19 protein-coding genes, 4 tRNA genes and 1 rRNA gene are annotated in these 18862 nt (G+C 43.4%); 4 read left to right on the top strand and 20 right to left on the bottom strand.

What is annotated here, in order from left to right:
* Nucleotides 1–6: 6 nt before the first annotated feature.
* From BVE84_RS06755 to BVE84_RS06700, 11 genes are all read right to left on the bottom strand, one after another.
* Nucleotides 7–993, bottom strand: a complete 987-nt coding sequence (locus BVE84_RS06755; protein WP_228062157.1) for an MsnO8 family LLM class oxidoreductase — start codon at nt 991–993, stop codon at nt 7–9.
* The gene (locus BVE84_RS06750) at nt 990–2186 is read right to left on the bottom strand and encodes an NADH-dependent flavin oxidoreductase (RefSeq protein ID WP_076996299.1); all 1197 of its coding nucleotides are present in this window, start codon (nt 2184–2186) and stop codon (nt 990–992) included. Before BVE84_RS06750 ends, BVE84_RS06755 begins: the two co-directional genes overlap by 4 nt.
* A 1-nt stretch (nt 2187) precedes the next feature.
* Nucleotides 2188–3024 carry a lipoate--protein ligase family protein gene (locus BVE84_RS06745; RefSeq protein ID WP_135017418.1) on the bottom strand — a complete coding sequence of 279 codons (837 nt, stop codon included), beginning with the start codon at nt 3022–3024 and terminating at the stop codon, nt 2188–2190.
* A gap of 542 nt (nt 3025–3566) precedes the next feature.
* Nucleotides 3567–3935 (bottom strand): helix-hairpin-helix domain-containing protein, encoded by a 369-nt coding sequence (locus tag BVE84_RS06740; protein WP_076996298.1) that lies wholly within the window; start codon nt 3933–3935, stop codon nt 3567–3569.
* A gap of 133 nt (nt 3936–4068) precedes the next feature.
* Entirely contained in the window at nt 4069–4323 is a 255-nt protein-coding gene (locus BVE84_RS06735) for a DUF1912 family protein (protein WP_076996297.1), read from the bottom strand.
* A 1024-nt stretch (nt 4324–5347) separates the two neighbouring features.
* Nucleotides 5348–6352: an aldose epimerase family protein gene (locus BVE84_RS06725; RefSeq protein ID WP_076996295.1), complete on the bottom strand. Its 1005-nt coding sequence runs from the start codon at nt 6350–6352 to the stop codon at nt 5348–5350.
* A 129-nt stretch (nt 6353–6481) separates the two neighbouring features.
* Nucleotides 6482–6886 (bottom strand): PTS sugar transporter subunit IIA, encoded by a 405-nt coding sequence (locus tag BVE84_RS06720; protein WP_076996294.1) that lies wholly within the window; start codon nt 6884–6886, stop codon nt 6482–6484.
* A gap of 10 nt (nt 6887–6896) precedes the next feature.
* Nucleotides 6897–7724, bottom strand: a complete 828-nt coding sequence (locus tag BVE84_RS06715; RefSeq protein ID WP_076996293.1) for a PTS system mannose/fructose/sorbose family transporter subunit IID — start codon at nt 7722–7724, stop codon at nt 6897–6899.
* Nucleotides 7711–8616 carry a PTS mannose/fructose/sorbose/N-acetylgalactosamine transporter subunit IIC gene (locus tag BVE84_RS06710; RefSeq protein ID WP_076996292.1) on the bottom strand — a complete coding sequence of 302 codons (906 nt, stop codon included), beginning with the start codon at nt 8614–8616 and terminating at the stop codon, nt 7711–7713. Before BVE84_RS06710 ends, BVE84_RS06715 begins: the two co-directional genes overlap by 14 nt.
* 81 nt (nt 8617–8697) lie before the next feature.
* On the bottom strand, nt 8698–9183 hold the full coding sequence (locus BVE84_RS06705) for a PTS sugar transporter subunit IIB (RefSeq protein WP_076996291.1): 486 nt from the start codon (nt 9181–9183) through the stop codon (nt 8698–8700).
* Between the two features lie 23 nt (nt 9184–9206).
* Nucleotides 9207–10979: a glycoside hydrolase family 35 protein gene (locus BVE84_RS06700; protein WP_076996290.1), complete on the bottom strand. Its 1773-nt coding sequence runs from the start codon at nt 10977–10979 to the stop codon at nt 9207–9209.
* 160 nt (nt 10980–11139) lie between these two features.
* Between BVE84_RS06700 and BVE84_RS06695 the strand changes: the two genes are divergently transcribed.
* Nucleotides 11140–11850: a GntR family transcriptional regulator gene (locus BVE84_RS06695; RefSeq protein WP_076996289.1), complete on the top strand. Its 711-nt coding sequence runs from the start codon at nt 11140–11142 to the stop codon at nt 11848–11850.
* A gap of 229 nt (nt 11851–12079) precedes the next feature.
* On the opposite strand, the gene BVE84_RS06690 is transcribed toward BVE84_RS06695, so the two are convergent.
* Entirely contained in the window at nt 12080–12811 is a 732-nt protein-coding gene (locus BVE84_RS06690; protein WP_076996288.1) for a GntR family transcriptional regulator, read from the bottom strand.
* Nucleotides 12812–13032: 221 nt separating this feature from the next.
* Nucleotides 13033–14391: a 23S rRNA (uracil(1939)-C(5))-methyltransferase RlmD gene (rlmD, locus tag BVE84_RS06685; RefSeq protein ID WP_076996287.1), complete on the bottom strand. Its 1359-nt coding sequence runs from the start codon at nt 14389–14391 to the stop codon at nt 13033–13035.
* A 37-nt stretch (nt 14392–14428) separates the two neighbouring features.
* Between rlmD and recX the strand changes: the two genes are divergently transcribed.
* The 3 genes from recX (at nt 14429) to BVE84_RS06670 (ending at nt 16220) form a co-directional block, all read left to right on the top strand.
* On the top strand, nt 14429–15205 hold the full coding sequence (gene recX, locus BVE84_RS06680) for a recombination regulator RecX (protein ID WP_076996286.1): 777 nt from the start codon (nt 14429–14431) through the stop codon (nt 15203–15205).
* Between the two features lie 107 nt (nt 15206–15312).
* On the top strand, nt 15313–15846 hold the full coding sequence (gene ntdP, locus BVE84_RS06675; RefSeq protein ID WP_076996285.1) for a nucleoside tri-diphosphate phosphatase: 534 nt from the start codon (nt 15313–15315) through the stop codon (nt 15844–15846).
* 59 nt (nt 15847–15905) lie between these two features.
* On the top strand, nt 15906–16220 hold the full coding sequence (locus BVE84_RS06670; RefSeq protein ID WP_076996284.1) for a DUF960 domain-containing protein: 315 nt from the start codon (nt 15906–15908) through the stop codon (nt 16218–16220).
* Between the two features lie 64 nt (nt 16221–16284).
* Here the strand turns inward: BVE84_RS06670 and BVE84_RS06665 are convergent, their stop codons facing one another.
* The 7 genes from BVE84_RS06665 to rrf all read right to left on the bottom strand — a co-directional run bounded on the left by BVE84_RS06665 (nt 16285) and on the right by rrf (nt 18851).
* The gene (locus BVE84_RS06665; RefSeq protein ID WP_142241397.1) at nt 16285–17340 is read right to left on the bottom strand and encodes an SH3 domain-containing protein; all 1056 of its coding nucleotides are present in this window, start codon (nt 17338–17340) and stop codon (nt 16285–16287) included.
* On the bottom strand, nt 17337–17792 hold the full coding sequence (locus tag BVE84_RS06660) for an NINE protein (RefSeq protein WP_076996282.1): 456 nt from the start codon (nt 17790–17792) through the stop codon (nt 17337–17339). The genes BVE84_RS06665 and BVE84_RS06660 overlap by 4 nt, the downstream gene beginning before the upstream one ends.
* Before the next feature lie 522 nt (nt 17793–18314).
* A tRNA-Glu gene (locus tag BVE84_RS06655) sits at nt 18315–18386 on the bottom strand.
* 12 nt (nt 18387–18398) lie between these two features.
* Nucleotides 18399–18472, bottom strand: a tRNA-Ile gene (locus BVE84_RS06650).
* A gap of 35 nt (nt 18473–18507) precedes the next feature.
* Nucleotides 18508–18578, bottom strand: a tRNA-Gly gene (locus BVE84_RS06645).
* Between the two features lie 5 nt (nt 18579–18583).
* Nucleotides 18584–18656 (bottom strand) — tRNA-Val (locus BVE84_RS06640).
* Between the two features lie 79 nt (nt 18657–18735).
* Nucleotides 18736–18851: ribosomal RNA gene (rrf, locus tag BVE84_RS06635) — 5S ribosomal RNA — on the bottom strand.
* Nucleotides 18852–18862: the final 11 nt, after the last annotated feature.

The following is an 18862-nucleotide window of genomic DNA, read 5'->3' as shown; positions in this document are numbered from 1 at the left end:
CCTTTCTTATTGTATCTGAATACTTGCAAGGAGCTCCAAAGCCCTCATGCGATGTACCCTATCAGGAAGCAAGGGGATGAAAATGACTTCATCGGCTCCTGAAACCCTCACCAACTCATTGACCGACTGCTCGACCGCTGTGACATCCCCCACCAGTATCCGCCTGCGATTCGCCACAATTTGCTCCTGTTCAGCTCTAGTCAGGACATATTCTTGCGCTGTTTCTATGCTAGGATAGGCAGAAAATTCGTTAAAGTCCTCTTTTCCTAGCATCCAAATATCCAGAGGTTTAGCCAGCTCCTCTGCCAACTCCATGGTATCCGCAAGGACAACAAAGAGGGCCAAGAGCAGCTGCTCTTTTGGCTGAACGAAAGGGAGGAATTGATTCTTATAGGTTTTTCCAAGTAGGGCTGCTGTCTCTAGCGGATTTTGAGCGATAAAAGGAAAACTACCATAAACAAAGCCCAATCCTAGGCGCGCTGCTTCATGGACGGATCGTCCACCTGTCCCTAGTACAAATAGGTCAAGAGGAAGAGGCGGCTGAGGAGTCGCGGTTATCTCCTCCCCTTTATCTTGGAGATAAGCGAGCAGACTTTCCAACCAAAGACCATAGTCTCTACTGGTATAGGGGCTTTTTAGATGCTGGTGAACAAGACTTGTCCCTAATGAGTTTCCCAAACCAATATCGATGCGTCCCGGATACAAGGTCCCTAAAGTCCGAACGATTTCTGCTACCTTATAAGGGCTATAGTGTAGCCCCATGATACCACCGGAGCCAATCCGAATCTGCCGGGTCTGACTGGCTAGATGAGCCATGATCACTTCTGGAGCACTGATGGCAAAGGCAGAAAGATTGTGGTGTTCTGCAACCCAAAAGCGATGGAAGCCCAATTCATCTGCTCGTTTGGCTAGAGCAAGAGTGGTCTCCAAAGCAGCTGTGGCTGTCTGCCCCTCATCGATAACCCCATAGTCTAACACACCAACCTTCATCATGTCTCCTCCCTATAATTGCTAGCCAGCCCCCGAAGCAAATTGCGCGCATCCATAGGCAAGGACTCACCATAATCCATTAAAGGCACAATATCCTTAAAGGAAGCCTCTGGAATCGCCAAGGAGGGTAAATCCCTTGCCTTGATCTTTAGGTGAATCTCATCAGCACGCCCCTCTCTTATCTTATGAACAAACTCAGGATCCACAATGAACGGTGTTGAAGCCCCTACTAGGTCTGCATGAGCGAGCGCCTCCACCGCCTTTTCAGGACTATTGATTCCCCCAGTTGCCATGATGGGGATACGCCCCTTCAACTGCTGATACACGACATCATTGACTAAGAGACCTTGATAGGCTCCCGCAGAGCGAACCTGATTGCGAAAGACATCACGTCCCCAACTAGCAAGAGCCAGATAGGCAAGTGGCACTCTTGCCATTGCTTCTTCCATTAACTGAAGAAATTCCTCAATAGAATAGCCAATCTGATGACCTCGAGTTTCTTCGGGTGTTGCTCGAAATCCCAGCAAAAACGGAACCCTTGCCTCCTTTTCAATCACTTCATAAACGGCCTCTAAGATTTCAAGAGTCAGCCTGGCCCTGCTTTCAAAACTCTGAGCTCCATACAGATCCCTTCGCTGATTGGAAAAGGTGGAAAAAAAGGTCTGGATGAGGAGTCGTTGGGCGGAGGAAACCTCTACACCATCAAAGCCCGCTGCAATCGCTCGCCTCGTTGCCTGACGGTAGTCGTCCACCAGACCCTTGATTTGTTCAAGTGTTAGTTCCTTGACTTCATGAGGAAAGGGAGACTGCAAACGCATGGGGCTTGGACCATAGACTACGCCCTCTCGCACTAACGTATGCGAAGAAAAGTGTCCCGCATGGGTCAGCTGTAGGATAGCTGTAGCCCCTTCTGCTTTCATAGTCTGAGCTAATTGACTGAGGCCTGTGATATCCTCATCTTTTGCTACGCTAAAGCCATATTCAAAGAGCTGTCCTGATGGATTGACATAGGCCGCCCCTGTAATCTGCAGGGGAGCAGCAGCTGCCCTCCTCTTGGCGTAGGCTACATCTGCCTGACTCACAAATCCCTCCTTGCTAGAGGAATTGGTCACCATGGGAGATAGGACAAAACGATTTGCTAACTCGATACCCTTTCCTAAGCAAAAAGGGCTAAATAAAGGACTTATATCTACCATATCAGCCTAATCCTACTTTCTGTTGACGCGCCAGAGCTTCTTTTTTTCCCTTGGCTAGATCTGCCAGGTTTTCCAGACTAAGGGTATAAGAGAGCGGTCTATGTCCCAAGCGATTCACAAGCCTAGTCAGACCTTTTAGGACCGCTCCTGTCTGGACAGGTTGCCCGAGCAAATCCGACAGGGTTCCCATAGAAGCTGGATTGACCTGGGGATAGGACAATTCTGGTAGCTCTCCTAGGCTCGCTTGGTAAAAGTCGCGAATCAATTCGCCTCGCTCTTGTTGAGACCCTGAGATACTGAGGTAGGCTGAAATCGCAATCCCAGACTGAATGCGCCGTTGAGCCAATCCTGCGAATTTCTTTCCTTTGATACTCAAATCATAGGCTCCCGGACAATAGGAATCACGAATCTCACCCACTTCAACCTCATAACTGTAACCCGCTAAAGAGAAAATCTCCTTGATACAAGCGACCATCAGCTGGTAGGCCTGTCCCAGGTCTAGCCTTTCCTCCCCCAACCTATTCGGGATAATCAATGAAAGATTGACAACCCCTGCATCTGCTACAACGGCTAAACCACCGATTGAACGAACAAGGGGCTGATACCCTTGCTTTTGAATCCCTTCTAAACCTTGGGCAAGATGAGGCAGACGACAGTCTGCCATCCCCAGAATGACCGTTTTTTCTAGGGGCCAAATATGCCAGATAATCTGTTCAGGATGGCGATTCACTTCTTTTAAAAAAACATCTGCTAAGAGCAGCTCATCTAAGCTACTATCCATCATACCATCTGACGACTGGTAGATGGTATGTGAAAAGTCTGCTAATGATTGTAACAAGTGCAATGATACCCCTTTCACATATATAATTCTATTTTAGCAGAATATGGGGATAAATCAATTGATTGATTTGAAAAAGAAAAAGCGAGGATACTACTCCTCACTTTAGACTGAAGAAAAAGTTTATTTTCTTCAAAACGATTATTTTATTATGATACTTTACTTAGGTAGCACGGACGGCAGCAACTCCCTACGGGATTTCATGCCTAGATTTTGAGCCTGAGTCTCAAAATCTCCGAACACCAGAAACGTTATGTTTCTGGTGTTTTTTGCTACGGCGTAAAGTAGCGGTTATGCGCTCGCTTCGCTCGCCTTTTCACAAAGAGATAAGAGCACTGATACTATCCTTCGATATTGACATTGACAAATTTTCTCAGAGATACTTTGTCTACAACCTGAAGCGAGGATACTACTCCTCACTTTAGGGATTTATCAATAAAAATTCACCGTAGACTATCAAACGTCTGCAAGTAGCTTCCTTTCTCGCATGATTGACGGTAAGTTTAGCCCTGTACCGAGTCCATCCCCACTTCAGACCATGCTCAATCCTTCAAGGTAATCCCTTTTTCTTTCAGTTGCTGAATCGTGGCTGCACCGATTCCTTTCAAGGCAAGTAAATCTTTTTCTGTCCATGTTGCAAAGTCGGCCACACTCTTAACCCCTGCTTGATAAAAGATTTCCAGACGACTAGCTGGGATACCTTCTAACTCTGGCAGAGCCTGAAAGTCTACTAGGCTCGCGGGTGACTGACCTTTAAGATCTGCTACTACTTCCTTTACTTGCTCCACTGCCTTATCCACGACAATTTCTGCAGTATCAACAACTTGTCCTAGACGCTCACGCCCTGCCTTTTTCAATTTTGCTAATTCACGTTTCAATGCTTTTTTGCGGCTTCCTTTTTTCTTTGCCATTTTTCTAATCTCCTATACTTCTTATCCTTTATTATCCTTCTATCCTCTATGAAAACCAAGAGGAGGCGGTAAAGCGAACCGGTGACTATACAAGGTGACGCTAGTATCGTTTGAAGAGGTGTTCATAGACTTATCAATAGTGCCTCTGACCAAATAATTCTTCTGGTAGGTCATGAAATCCCTTACCAGCAGCATAATTGGCAAATTTTCCTTGAATAAACCGATAGGCATCCACCTTACTTTCGTAGCGAATATAGGCATCTGCTGCTCGCTCATCCTTGTCTTCTTCCAAGACACGCCGGCTCTCTTCCATGGCCATTTCATTGACCATCACCTGGGTATTGATCCAGGCCTCAAATTCTTTTAAAAATTCCTGTTCGTACGTCACTCGTCACTCCCCCTCTACACATCTGTATCAAACACCCCGTATGGATTCTGAAAGAACTGTTGACCCCATGCTTTCGCCTGTATACATTTTCCTCATTATAGCACAATTTAAGTGGAAAAGGGAGAGAAAATAGGCGCTTTGATGTAAAAAAGATTGAAGAAAAAACGGAAACAGTCCTTTCTTCAATCTAAGTGTAGTATTAGGCTAGTCTCTATCCTTTCCACAGAATCCAAAGATTCTTAACACCTCACAGTAGAAATAATACTCCATAAAAATCAACTGTAGACTAGGAGGCTGGGACAGACTCCAGTTGGAAATAAGAAAAGATACAAAGCCCGTAAAAAACTCAAAGTGAAAATAGGAAATACGACGAAGAAACTGGAGTTTCTAGGAGTATTTATCCCTAAAGGGATTCTCAGCTGTAATCGGCTAAAGCCGAAACAGCTGCCTATCTTTTTCACACAGAGTTTAGGGCGTGTTCAATTTCGTAAGACTTTTCTCAATCATTCCAGCCTATTTCAAGGGAGCAGGCTGAAAACCTCCATTGGAGGTTTTCAGCTTATATCTTAAAGGTTACTGAGAGTTTGCCAAGGCAAACTTAGACTGAAGAAAACGTCTATTTTCTTCAAAACGATTATTTTATTATGCTACTTTACTTAGGTAGCACGGACGGCAGCAACTCCCTACGGGATTTCATGCCTAGATTTTGAGCCTGAGTCTCAAAATCTCCGAACTACGGCGTAAAGTAGCCGTTATGGGCTCGCTTCGCTCGCCTTTTCACGAAGAGCTAAGAGCACTGATACTATCCTTCGATGGTGACATTGACAAATTTTCTCAGAGATACTTTGTCTACAACCTGAGTTTGCCAAGGCAACCTTCTATTTCTCGCCTTCAAAGGTATACCATACCTTTGAAGCTAGCAGCAGGTTACTTCAATAGTCCTATGGAGCTATTGAAGGGAGAATGCGAGCAAGTGACTATCGTGAAATATGGCGAGGTAGCCCTTGAGCGGGCTTAAAGAGAATTACCATTCAAAACGGTAGCGTGTCTGATGTTCAAATAATTGATCTTTTTCCAATAGAATCGACCCAAAGCCCTCTGTATTGCAAGCATTTGGTAAGCCCTGACATTCCAAACTAAAGGCTCCATGAAAGGCTGCCATACCCTCACTTGGAAAATTGTAGGTATAGATCACTACCGCTGGTTGATTGGTCTCCACTGTCAACCGAACTTTTTGATCTGGACTGATGACTTCTATTGGTTCTTCCACCTTATCTAAGACCCAAGGATGATCATACCCTTTCACCAAATGATTCTGTGGATGCTCCAAGGTAAAGCCTTGGGCAAAGGTTTCTCCTCTCCGAAAATCAAAAGGAGTTCCCTCCACTGGAACCAAGCTACCAAGCGGAAGATTGTCCTCACCAAGTGGCGCATAGGCTTGCGCAGCAATTCGCACCCGGTGGTCTGCTACGTCCTTATGAACATCACCTGTCAGGTTAAAATAGATATGATTTGTGGGGTTAAAGAGCGTATCCTTATCTGATTGGGCGGTATAGGAAATCTCTAGTACATTGTCCTCTGTCAAGCGATAGCAAGCCCTTACACGTACAGGCCCTGGAAATCCATTGAAACCATCTGCTAACTCAATGGTAAAGTAAATAGCATTCGCTACCTCGTCTACTTCTGTCTCCCAATACTGTTCGTTAGCCGTATCTATCCCACCGTGCAGGGTACGGCCCGGCTCGTTTTCAGTAAAAGAATATTCCTGCCCCTTGATACTAGCCTGTGCGCCTGAGATACGTCCTGCTACTGGTACAATGGTCGCACCTGGGTAAGCGTCCCTTGCTAAATACGCTACATCTGAAGAGGCTGACATGGTCAGATTGCGCAGTCCTCCCCCTTCCTCCACAGGCACCAAAATTTCGATAATTCTTGCACCAAAATTGGTCAACGTTACCTGCATCCCAGCTCTGTTGACGAGCCGGTATTTTTTTGAGTGTGCACTTCCAAATGGATAGATTTCTATCATGATTTCTCCTCTCTATCTGACTATTTTATCTTCATTATAACACCATGCTCCACCATACGATAGTTGAAACACTTCCTATTCAACAAACAAGAGTCGGCATTGCTGCCAACTCTTGAGGATACTTAAAGCCTATTCATCTTCGTCATCAGACATAGCTGCCAGTACATCATTCACATACTGGACATAATCTGATGTGCTTTCATCATAGCGTGATGTTGTTCCAAGAAGGGCATCGTTGATGAAACGAATGACCATTGGCATGTTCATTCCTGCGTAGAGATCAATCGCACGACCTGTTAAAATCAGCTTACTAACCACGTTACAAGGGGTTCCACCGAGCAAGTCTGCAAAGACCACAAAATCATCTAACCCTTGAATTGTCTCCAAAAATTTTGCTTGAAACTCTTCTGGACCTTCTGCTGGAAGCAAGGAAACCGTATGAATATTGTCTTGTGGACCCATAATCATCTCTGTACTTTGTTTCAAACCTTCACAGAACTGTCCGTGACTGACTAATACTAAATGTTTACTCATAAATACTACCTTACATCATGCCAAATGCGAAATGGCCAAGAGCTGATAGGGCAAGTGCTACTACGATGATAATTCCGATTGCTTTTGTAGATGTCATACCTTTACGTCCTAGCAACCAGAAGATAGCACCTGTAATCAAGGCTGGCAATAGACGAGGGAAAATGGTATTTAACAAGTCTTGAAGATTGATTTCCTTTTCACCAAGTTTTGGTAACCAAGAAATCTCAACATTTATCATTGTTGCAATCAAGGCACCCATCATGAATACCCCGAGAACAGAAGCCGCATCTACAAGGGCATTTAAGGTATCACGCATAGTGGTTACTAGCTTCACACCTTCTCTATAAGCAAACTCTAATTGTTTCCAACGGAACACATCGTAAAGAAAGGCTACAGCTACCCAGAGGGCAATCCCAACGATACCAGCAAGATTTCCACCCGCAGCCATAGAAGCCGCAATAGTTCCCATAATGGCCGGAACGAGTGAACCAAAGATAGAGTCCCCAAGTGGAGCAAATGGTCCCATGAGACCTGTCTTGATTCCACTAACCGCTTCTCGAGCTGCAATCCCTTCTTTTTCTTCCAAGGCAAGGTCAAATCCTGTGATAATTGTATGGAAGAACGGTGAAGTATTGAAGAATTGTGTATGCAACTTCATCATTTCTTTCAATTCTGGAGTACCGTCTCCATACATCTTACGAAGTTGTGGGAGAATCATGTAGAGATAGCCAGAAGCCTGCATCCGCTCATAGTTCCAACCTAATTGGAAGGTAAATAAGCTACGTTTGTTGATTTGATTAAAATCTTCTTTTGTTAGTTTATAATTAGATTTCGTCATCTTCAATTTCCCCACTTTCTACATTTGATTCCACTGGTGCTACAACTGTACGACGAGCGTTGTTGTAATGAAGCACCGCCAGTAAGATACCGATAATGGCAATACCAATCATAGACAAACCTTTGAAGTTGTTTACAAAGGCAATACCTGCATCCTCTGGAAGAGTACCAACGATACCCGCAACAGCTCCACCTAGTGCTGAAACATTGCCGTAAAGAACTGTCAGCATCGCTGTGATACCAAAACCTGCTGCAAGATAGTGAAGGTTGCGTTTAAGTGGAAGGTAATGAAGTAAGATTGCAAATCCAAGACCTGGAAGCATACGTGCTGCAAGAGTTAGACCTGCCGCAATCCATTTGTACTGTGGTAATTCAATAGTCGTCACCAAGGCCTCAACTAGACCACCACCAAAGACAAGGGCAAGAAAGACAGGTAACGCACGAGAGGCAGCCCATGGAATCGCACCTAGAAGGTAGTTGCGCTCAATCCCTTTGTAGTCGAAGCGCTCGATTGCTGCATCCACACGGTGAGCAAAGTAAGTGGTTGTGAAACGACCAAGAATATCTGTGTAGACAAGGAGTCCTGCTACTGGTACACCGATAGTTGAAATCGCAATTTCTGGATCAATTCCTTTGGCTACAGAGAATGCTGTTGCCAAAACCGCACCAGATGTTGCGTCGATACGAGAAGCTCCTCCAAATGTACCGACACCAAGCACCACTAATTGCAAGGCTGAGCCAATCAAGAGACCTGTTTTCAAATCGCCCATCACTAGACCTGTGATGAATCCCGCAAAGATAGGGGAACCCGCAGAAGATACGATGGTCAACTCATCACAGATTTGATAAGCTGAGTACAAGGTAAGTAAAAGAATTTGCCACCATTGAATCATGATGTAACCTCCTAAAAATTTTTTCTAATTGTTTCATGTCTCCCTCTCAATGAGTGATAGACAAGGATAACCAAATGATGTTTATCTTACCTTATCCAGTAATGGTAAGAAGTCTTTTGCAGTATCGCCTGGTACCATTTGATGAATCAGTTTTACGCCTTTGGCATGCAATTCATCAAAAACTCTTATATCTTCATCCACCACATTCACAGAACGGGTTACAGAGCGAGTTTCAGGTGACTGGGACATATTCCCGATATTCAATTCTGCTAATTCCACACCCTGCTCTACCAAGCCTAAAATTGGCTCTGGGCGTTTTGCTACGATGAGTAGACGTTGGGAATCATACTTTCCTGCCAGGATATTAGCTGCTGCTTTATCCACTGACAAAACGGATAGCTTTACTCCCGGCGGACACGCTAATTTCAAGCCTGACTTTTCAATATCATTGTTCACGACATCGTTATCTACAACCATAATCCGTGAAATATTCAATTTTGTGGTCCAAAGATTGGCCACCTGCCCATGGATCAAACGTCCATCAATACGTACTCCTATAATTGCCATAGTAGTCTCCTTTTTTTATTTACTTATAAATCTTTATACACGTGTTCCTGTGAAAAACGAAGGTTCTCCCTATACTTGCCTTCTGTTTCAAAGACGATAATCTCGTTTTCTCCTTTCTTTAAGTATCCTTTTGGTATATAGAGAGAAAGAAGTGGACCTCGTTCCCAGAAACGACCTATATTTTTTTGGTTCACAAAGACGACCCCTTTTCCAAAACCTGTCATATCTAGATAGGTATCTTGGCAATGCTCAATCGTTACATGGTAGCGATAAAAAGCCGGTTGGTCTTCTTCCCATTCATTTGTGAATACAACATCTTGGACGTTATCGAGTGCTAGTGGATACATGTCCCACTGACCGATAAAATGTAAGTCTGCGATGACTCCTCGACCGATTCCCTTTAACTGGGTAGGAGCCGTTAATTTATGACCGTAGTTCACCCGCCCCATATTTTCTACTAGGATTGTCAGTTCCGCTTCCTTATCAACTTGTCGAAAGGCTATTTCTTCTCCAATTTCTTCCTGATATTGGGTCGCAATCTTTTGACCGTCTAAAAATACCTGAAGGCGATCTCTAGCATCAATAATGCGCAAGCGTTCCTCTTCTTCCTTATCACGTTCGATCCGTGTCTGGTAACAGGTATAACCGACAGCTTGACCAAGCTCTTCCATGGACTTTGGATAAAAGGCTCTTTGGCAATCGCTTACATTCTTTAATGTAGCAAATAAACTCACTTTATCATTTAGCGATACCGTTGGATAAGCCCTTGCCTCTTTAACTAAAGGTTCCGCATAGGTAAGCTGTGGATAATGCTCTTTCATTAACGCTTGGAGAGCATAGAACTTCTTGGTTGGATTACCTGCCTCATCTAGAATCGCGTCATAGTCATAGGAAGTAATCTGTGGCAAATCAATCTGCCCACGTGCTGAACAGCCATTCATAAAGCCAAAGTTCGTTCCACCGTGAAACATATAGAGATTGATACTACCAAGTTCGATCGCTTCCATGGTCGCTTGAGCCAGTTCGTCTGGATCTCTGCGAATAACTTCCTCACCCCAGCGATTGAACCAGCCATCCCAAAATTCCATACACATGAGCGGCCATTTTTTGTCATGCTCATCAAAGAAAGCCTGTAATTGCTCAAAGTTTCCCCTAGCATTTGAACCGAAATTAGCTGTCACCAGTATATCTTCATCAATCAGCGTTCCAGCCCGCAAGGTCGCTCGCCAAGAACCATCTGAAGTAAAGAGAGGAGAGCTGATTCCATACTTCCTCATCAAGGACGCAACTGCTCGCAAGTATTCCTTATCTTCCCCGTAAGAACCGTATTCGTTCTCTACTTGGAACATTAGGATGTTGCCGCCTTGAGATAACTGATGCTTGACCAGCTTAGGTAGGAGAAAAGCATAATAATCATCCACATGTCTCAGATAGGCTTCATCTCTTGAACGCACTCGTACCTGCTCTGTCAATAACCAAGCAGGCAGTCCTCCCCACTCCCATTCTGCACAGATATAGGGAGATGGGCGAACAATGGCATATAGCCCCAGTTCCTGCGCAATCGTCAAAAAGCGTTCAACATCTAAGATACCTTCTGTTGTAAAGACACCTTTTTGAGGCTCATGCAAATTCCAAGGTACGTAGGTTTCAACTGTATTGAACCCCAAAGCCTTTAGGTTATACAAGGAATGGTACCAATCATCTGGATGCACTCGGAAATAGTGAATCGCCCCTGATAAAATCTTAAAAGGCTGATCATTTAGATAAAATTCTTCTCGAATTTGAAAAGTCTCCACTACACCCCTCCTTGTAATCGTTTTCTTATCTCTATCAATATATTAACACATTCTACTGGTTATGTCCAGTTGTTTTTTTAAAAAATTTTCTATTTTCATAAAAATTTAGTATAATAAGTATAGTGAGATGTTTGAGAAATATTCGTTAGAGGAGAAAAACATGAAAATACCAAAATACCAACAAGTACAAGATGACCTACGCCATCAGATTATTTCCGGAAAATTTGAAAACGGCGATAAATTTTATACTGAGGCTGAACTGACCAAACTCTACGGCGTTAGCTCCATTACAGTCATTCGGGCTGTCAACGAGCTAGTCAAGGACGGCTATCTGGTCCGCCAACAAGGAAAGGGAACCTTTGTTTCTCGCTCTCGAAAGGGAAAACTTGTCGAGTTTTCAGACATCGAAATCTTTCCCCTTGAGGACGATAACGTAGAGGTGCTGACTTGTGAAAAAGGCAATGACCCGCGTATTCTGGAAAAATTAGAACTGGGTAAAAATGCTCATTACTATAAAATTATCCGTGTTCGCTCCACAGATAATAAGCCTTATCTCTACCACCAATCCTATATTCCAGCCCGCTACATCAAAGACCCTGATGCAGCACTCAGCCATTTTCAGTCCATCTACCAACGCTTTAAATTGGATTTTAATCTTCATATGTCCGAAGAATTCTATTCTGAAACCAACGAGGTTATCTTTCCTACTCCAGCCGAAGTGGCCAACCACCTCAATATGACAGATGATGAGCCTAGTATCCTTCAAATTCGGACAACTAAACGAACGGGTACAGGTGAAGTGCTAGAATATATTGAGACCTACAAACATTGGAAATTCTTTAAGTTTGAAATTGTGGCAAACAAACACTAAAAGAAGCGTCGTTCCTATCGACACGATGTGGATACGTTCTCTGCCCCCTTGTTTCACAATAGTCGACCAACAACCGCTTCCACTGGAGCTTTTCACTCACCGAGTATCGCACATCCGATAACTACTCTAGCAAATATGAAAAGACGATTTTCCGAAGAAAGTCGCCTTTTTTGATTCCCTCCTCAAATGTAGGGAAGTTTCTAGTCTTGTCCACCTTTTCTCTTTTGGTTTACTCTCCACGCGTATGACTAATCTTGTAGCGAAATTGGTCAGCACGTGCAATACTAAAGGTGTATTCAATGATCCGATTTTTGTCATTGTAGGTCTTACGAATGAGGTGCAAGACGGCATCTCCATTATGAATACCGAGAAATTTCGCTTCATTTTCAAGTGCAATACTAGCATAAAATTCCTCATCTGCTAGGCGAATGACCTGATCGTAATCCTCTGCAAAGATTTCATATAAGGGTCTGGTTTGCAGTTCCTTTTCGGATAAGGAATCAAAAATCAAGGCGGGTACGTAGGTCCGCTCCAGCATCATCGGAATTCCGTCTGCCAAGCGTAAGCGCTCCAATTCAAAGATCGGATCGCCAATGGCAACTTGCAAGCGCTGGGCTAGGGGTTCTGTCGCTTGAACCCGCTCAAACGATAAAATCTGAGTTTTGGGAATCCGACCGACCCTCCGCATTTGCTCCGTAAAGCTGTAAGTCATGGATAGATCAACCGCTTGATGTCCCACTTCTGACACAAAAGTCCCCTTACCATGAACCTTATAAACCAGTCCTCTTTTTTCAAGTTCCTGCAAGGCCAAGCGGACAGTAATACGACTAACACCGTACACCTGTGTCAGCTCTCTTTCTGACAGTAATTTTTCATTTGCCTCCATCTTCTCTCGAATCTCTGTCTCGAGTGTCTCTACTAATTGAAGATAGAGCGGCTTTGTACTAGACATATCGGCCATGGTATCTACTCCCTCCATTGGTTATAACCACTATCAGTATAGGCTATTTTCTCACTAATTGCAAGTTAGAAAAGAATCTGCCCCGCTTTTCCTAATCCTTCTTCTCACTTGAAGGATAAACTCCCCATCACCTGCGCCAGTGAGAAGGTTCCTACAAGCCTAGTAGCTGGCCTATTCAACCGTAAGAGTGCAAGGAAAAACAGGCTGACTGAACGGATGGCTCAACCCTTTCGTCTCTGTAGCTTCACCACACATTCGGTCCTTGCAGTATGTGGAAACATATCGACCGACTGGATATAGTCTACTTGATAGACCTTAGCTAGCTGGACCAAATCCCGTGCCAAGGTGGAGACATTGCATGATACATAGACCATTTTTTCTGGTTGATAACGAACGATTGTCTCAAGCAACTGCTCATCCAGTCCTGTCCGTGGCGGATCAACGATTAAGGCATCTGCCCGATAGCCTGCCTTGTACCAGCGTGGAATAATGTCTTCTGCCCGCCCTACTTCATAGTCGGTATTCTTTAGCCCCAACCTTGCCGCATTGCGTTTGGCGTCTGCGATTGCCTCTGGAATAAGGTCCATCCCCCGCACGGATTTCACCTTTTTAGCAAAGGCAAAGCCAATGGTTCCAACACCACAATAGGCATCGCTCAGCTGCTCATGCCCTTGAAGAGCCAATGCCTTGACAGCCTCACCGTATAGAACTTGTGTTTGTTCGGGATTCAGCTGGTAAAACGCTCGTGGCGATAAGGAAAATTCGTAGTCTAATACAGCTTCCTCAATCGCCTCTTGCCCCCAGATGATTTCAGTTTTTTCTCCGTAAATCTCACTTGATTTTCTAGCATGCCAGTTAACAGCCACCGTCACAATCTCTGGGAATTGACCGACCAATTCTTCCACTAACTTCGTCAGATTCACCTGACGAGATGTCACAAAAATCAACTGAATCTGCCCAGTCTCCCTAGCCCGTCGCACCATAACAGTCCGAATACCCCCAGCACGTCGTTCATCATAAATGGGAATCCGATGCTTGGTCAGCAGAACCCCTACCTGATTGATGACCTTTTGCGTCATTTTATCTTGCACCAAACAGTCCTGAATGGCAATCAAGCGATGAGAATGCTCTGCATATAGGCCTGCCTGAACATGGCCTTTCATCAAACGGGTCTGAAACTGCAACTTTGCTCGGTAATAGCTTGGTTCTTCCATACCGATGGTCGGACGAATCTCGTAGTTTTCAAAACCTTGCGGTTGAAATTTCTTCAGGGCCTGTCGCAATAAGTCTGTCTTGAAATGCAACTGCTGGTCATAACGCAAGTGCATAATTTGACAACCACCACAGAGTTTATATAAAGGGCAGGCTGGATCCACCCGAAACTTGGAAGCTCGATTCACCTTGAGTAAGCGCGCCTCTATAAAGTTCCGTTTGACAGCCGTCACCTGACAATAGACTTCTTCTCCCTTTAACGCACCAGGTACAAAGACCAAGGTCTTTTGATAAAAGCCAATTCCCTCACCATTGACTCCCATTCTCCTAATTTTTAAGGTAATCCGTTGCTTTACTTGTATATTCATAATACTATTTTACCGAAATTTTGTGTATAATGAAAGAATGAAAATCACCAAACTTGAAAAGAAAAAGCGCCTCTATCTCTTGGAGCTAGATAGCGACAAGCAGCTCTATGTTACCGAAGATACCATTGTCCACTTTATGCTCAGTAAAGATAAGGATATTACACTAGAAGATTTGTCAGCCATCCAGGACTTTGCTCAACGCTCCTATGGCAAAAATCTTGCCCTCTATTATCTCTCTTTCAAACAACGAACTCGAAAGGAAGTTCAAGACTACCTTGAAAAACACGAAATTGATCTGGACATTATTCCCCAAATTTTGAGTAACCTCGAAGAAAACAACTGGATTAACGACCGAAAATATGTTGAAACCTTTCTCGAACAACATCAATTAGCCGGGGATAAAGGACCCCAGGTCCTCAAACAAAAACTTTCCCAAAAAGGAATTTCTAGTGTACTTATTGACGAAGAACTCCAACAGATTGATTTTTCCCCCATTGCACAGCGTACTGCCCAGAAATTGTCCAAAACATATGCTCATAAGCTCCCAAACAGGGCCTTACACGATAAATTGTTTCAATCCTTACGAAACAAGGGCTTTTCCTCTTCGCAAGCCCAGACTGCCATCAACAGTCTTGAGCTAGAACTAGATGATGAGCTAGAAGAACAACTCATTCAAAAAGAATTGGACAAGCAATACCGCAAGTATAGTCGCAAATACGAGGGCTATGAGCTGCAACAACGCTTGACTCAAGCTCTTATGCGCAAGGGCTACGAATACCAGCAGATAAAAAGCTCTCTACGGGCATATCTCTAACTTTTTTCCGAACAAAGAAATCCTGTCAGTAAAAAGTTTTCCTATTCTTTAAAAGTTGTGATATAATAGATAGGATTAAACTTAAATTGTAGAAAGTTGGTAACCACGTGAAATTACCAAAAGAAGGCGACTTTATTACAATTCAGAGTTATAAACACAATGGCTTATTGCACCGCACTTGGCGCGATACCATGGTACTAAAAACAACAGAGAATGCTATCATCGGTGTCAACAATCATACCTTGGTCACCGAAAATGACGGCAGGCGTTGGGTCACCAGAGAACCCGCTATTGTCTATTTTCACAAGAAATATTGGTTTAATATCATTGCCATGATTCGTGAGAATGGTGTATCTTATTATTGTAACCTAGCAAGCCCCTTTCTTCTTGATAATGAAGCCCTCAAGTACATTGACTATGATCTTGATGTTAAAGTTTTCGTTGATGGAGAAAAACGCTTATTAGATGTTGATGAATATGAGCGCCACCGTAGACAGATGAATTATCCAACAGACATTGACTTTATTCTCAAGGAAAATGTCAAAATTCTTGTGGATTGGATCAATAACAATCGCGGTCCCTTCTCTCAAGCCTATGTCAATATTTGGTACAAACGATATTTAGAACTACGAAATCGTTAAAGTTGCATCTAGAAAAACCTGATTTTCAGGCTTTTTTCTTACGAACAAAAGGAGCTACTATGGCATTTACAAACACAACTAGACGATATGCGAGCTTTAGTACCGTTACTTCGCTACCTGGCAAGGTCATAGACAGTATCTGGTATATCATCGACAACTACCTCAAGCATGTCATCCCCCTAAAATCCATTCTTCAATTTCAACTTCATGACAACAAGGGAATGATAACTGTCACCTTTTCACAGGAGCATTATCACAAGGCTCTCTGCGTTGACTTACCGATTCCCTTTGATCCCCTCTATCCTCGAAGATTACTGGTCATTGATAAAAAAGGGCAGGAGACAATCCTCCTGCCGGATGAGTTGCATTTTTAGCAACTTCCATATTCCTTCTGCTTCATCTTTCCTATTAGCCCATCTCTCGTTCAATCCATCGTCACTACTCAACATATTCCCGGGAAAGAATCCTCCACTGCCCCCCTGACCACTGCATTTCCAGGTAGCCTTCGGCAGAAACTCGAAAAAGAAAGTCCGCTTGAAGCCGATTTTCATAAACTCTGGCATAAACCAAGTCATCTTGTTCCTTTCGCACATCAATCTCTCGAATCGTACCGACATTCGCGTAAGGAGCAATATGTTGCTCATAGGCTGCTCGTACCCAATTTTTTACCTGCTGGGTCGTCAGATTTTTAGTATCCACTTTAGTCTTACTTGCGCCATTTAGATAATCTGTATATTCAAGGACAATCCATCCCTTTCGTGATTTTAACTTTCCCCAGGTATAGCCATTGTTTCGATGTGTCTCTACTATTGTATAGGTTCCTGGCGGACAATTCCCTATTATATTCGATGTATCTTGTGGCTCACTTCGTATATTTAAATCCGTCACAGAGACCTGAACCAAGAATTCTTGACCAGCAAATCTTGGTTCCTGAACAGCCGAAGAAGGGGGACTTTCTACGCTAGCTGTTGGGCTTGTAGACTGACTAAAGCTGCTGGAACTACTTTCCACCGAGGAAGAGCTAGAGCTGGAACTGGAGTTCGCAGAGGCAAACGATTCGCTGACAAAGCTGTTTGAGGATAGGGATAGGTTGTCGTCTTTTTGTCTAAAAAAGAGAGGAAGGAGTAAGAGAATGACCGTAATCCCTACCATACTTGCTGCATATAGTAACTTTTCTTGCTTCCGTTTTTGGATATCCTTCTCCAAATCCCGCATCACATTGTCTTTGCTCAGCTCATACTGATATTCATCACGGGAAAGTCCTAATTCCACTAATTCATTGGACAATCTATCACTGAGTCCCCCAATCTTTTCTTCTACTCTCTGTAACTCCTTGTTTACTTGCTCATCCTCCCTCACTAAGATTTTTTCTTCCAAGACTACATTCTGATAAGCAGACCTAAACAGATCTTCTCTGTTTGACTCTATGTCAATAGAATCTTGCTCTGAAGTATGTTCACTATTCATCCATTGTTCCTGCGACTCTTTCATCAATTAACCCCTCTTGAATGTGAATAGATAGATAAGATATGTTCATTGACCTTATCCAAATTTGCTAATTTAGTATCGTTCCAAATCGTAAATATGTCCATAATCAACCAGATGAGTAACCAAGTCGGTAGGATGATTACAACAAGTCCCCACGATTTCAATGAAAATTGTAAGACTAGAGCGTAGAAGATAAGAACAGCACTAATCAATATATGGCAAAATAAATGAAGAAAGCCCAGTCCAACCTGCCCAAGATAAAACCTATGGATTCCTAAATATCTAAAGAAAATACAAAAGACCATAGCTAGAAAAGGCTGACGCAGGGGAAGAGTAAGAACCCCATTTAATTCTGATTCTGTTAGGTAGCCTAATCTGTACCGTAATAATGCGATCTCATCTTGCGGAAGTTTATCGATATTTGATCCGATAAACTGTTGAATGATAGCATGAGACATCTAAAACCTCCTTTTATAAGCAATCTTATTTAAACTTATTTACTTATGTTTAAATAAGATATATTGCCCAATAGCTAGTTAGTTAAAGTTATTGGCTTTGTCAATAACTTTATATACAAGTATTGTATATAAAACATTTTTATATTTGCTAATCTAAAATAGAAGTCCATCTCAGAGAGACAGTTATAGTCAATAAAAATCAACAGCAGACTAGCTTTCATAATTAAAAATTGTGAAGCTGGGATAGGAGATTAGCACCGCTAATTTCATTTTTCAAGGGAACAGGCTGAAAACCTCCATTAGTATCAAAAGAGCCATCACTACAACTTGTAGGATGGCTCTTTTGCTCTGTATGGTCGTTCAGTTTTCATCTACTCTCTACAGTAATCGAGACTCTTGATGAAGTATCTTTTTGATTTTTAGAGAGTATAAAGCTCTAGGGAAGCTAATGCTGACCACATCGCTTCTTATACTTCAGCTATACTAGACACAAAAAAGAGAGCCTTGGCTCTCTTACTATCATAGTCCGTACGGGATTCGAACCCGTGTTACCGCCGTGAAAAGGCGGTGTCTTAACCCCTTGACCAACGGACCATATTGATATAATGGGCACGAGTGGAATCGAACCACCGACCTCACGCTTATCAGGCGTGCGCTCTAACCATCTGAGCTACGCGCCCAAACATGTGTTTGGTATTCGGACACGAGGTCCAAAAGCGGGTGACGAGAATCGAACTCGCGACAACAGCTTGGAAGGCTGTAGTTTTACCACTAAACTACACCCGCTTAAATGGGAGTTAACGGGATCGAACCGCTGACCCTCTGCTTGTAAGGCAGATGCTCTCCCAGCTGAGCTAAACTCCCAAAGGTGGGGAGCTCACTTAGCTGGCAATGAGGAAAACTCAATCTCCTCTCGCTTTCAACTAAGCTAAACTCCCTATTCGCTAAGCAACTACCTTATCTCACAGGGGGCAACCCCCAACTACTTCCGGCGTTCTAGGGCTTAACTGCTGTGTTCGGCATGGGTACAGGTGTATCTCCTAGGCTATCGTCACTTAACTGTAGTGGTT

This window comes from Streptococcus azizii (assembly GCF_001984715.1).
Classification (GTDB): Bacteria; Bacillota; Bacilli; order Lactobacillales; family Streptococcaceae; genus Streptococcus; species Streptococcus azizii.
This window is presented reverse-complemented; position numbering and strand designations above follow the sequence as displayed.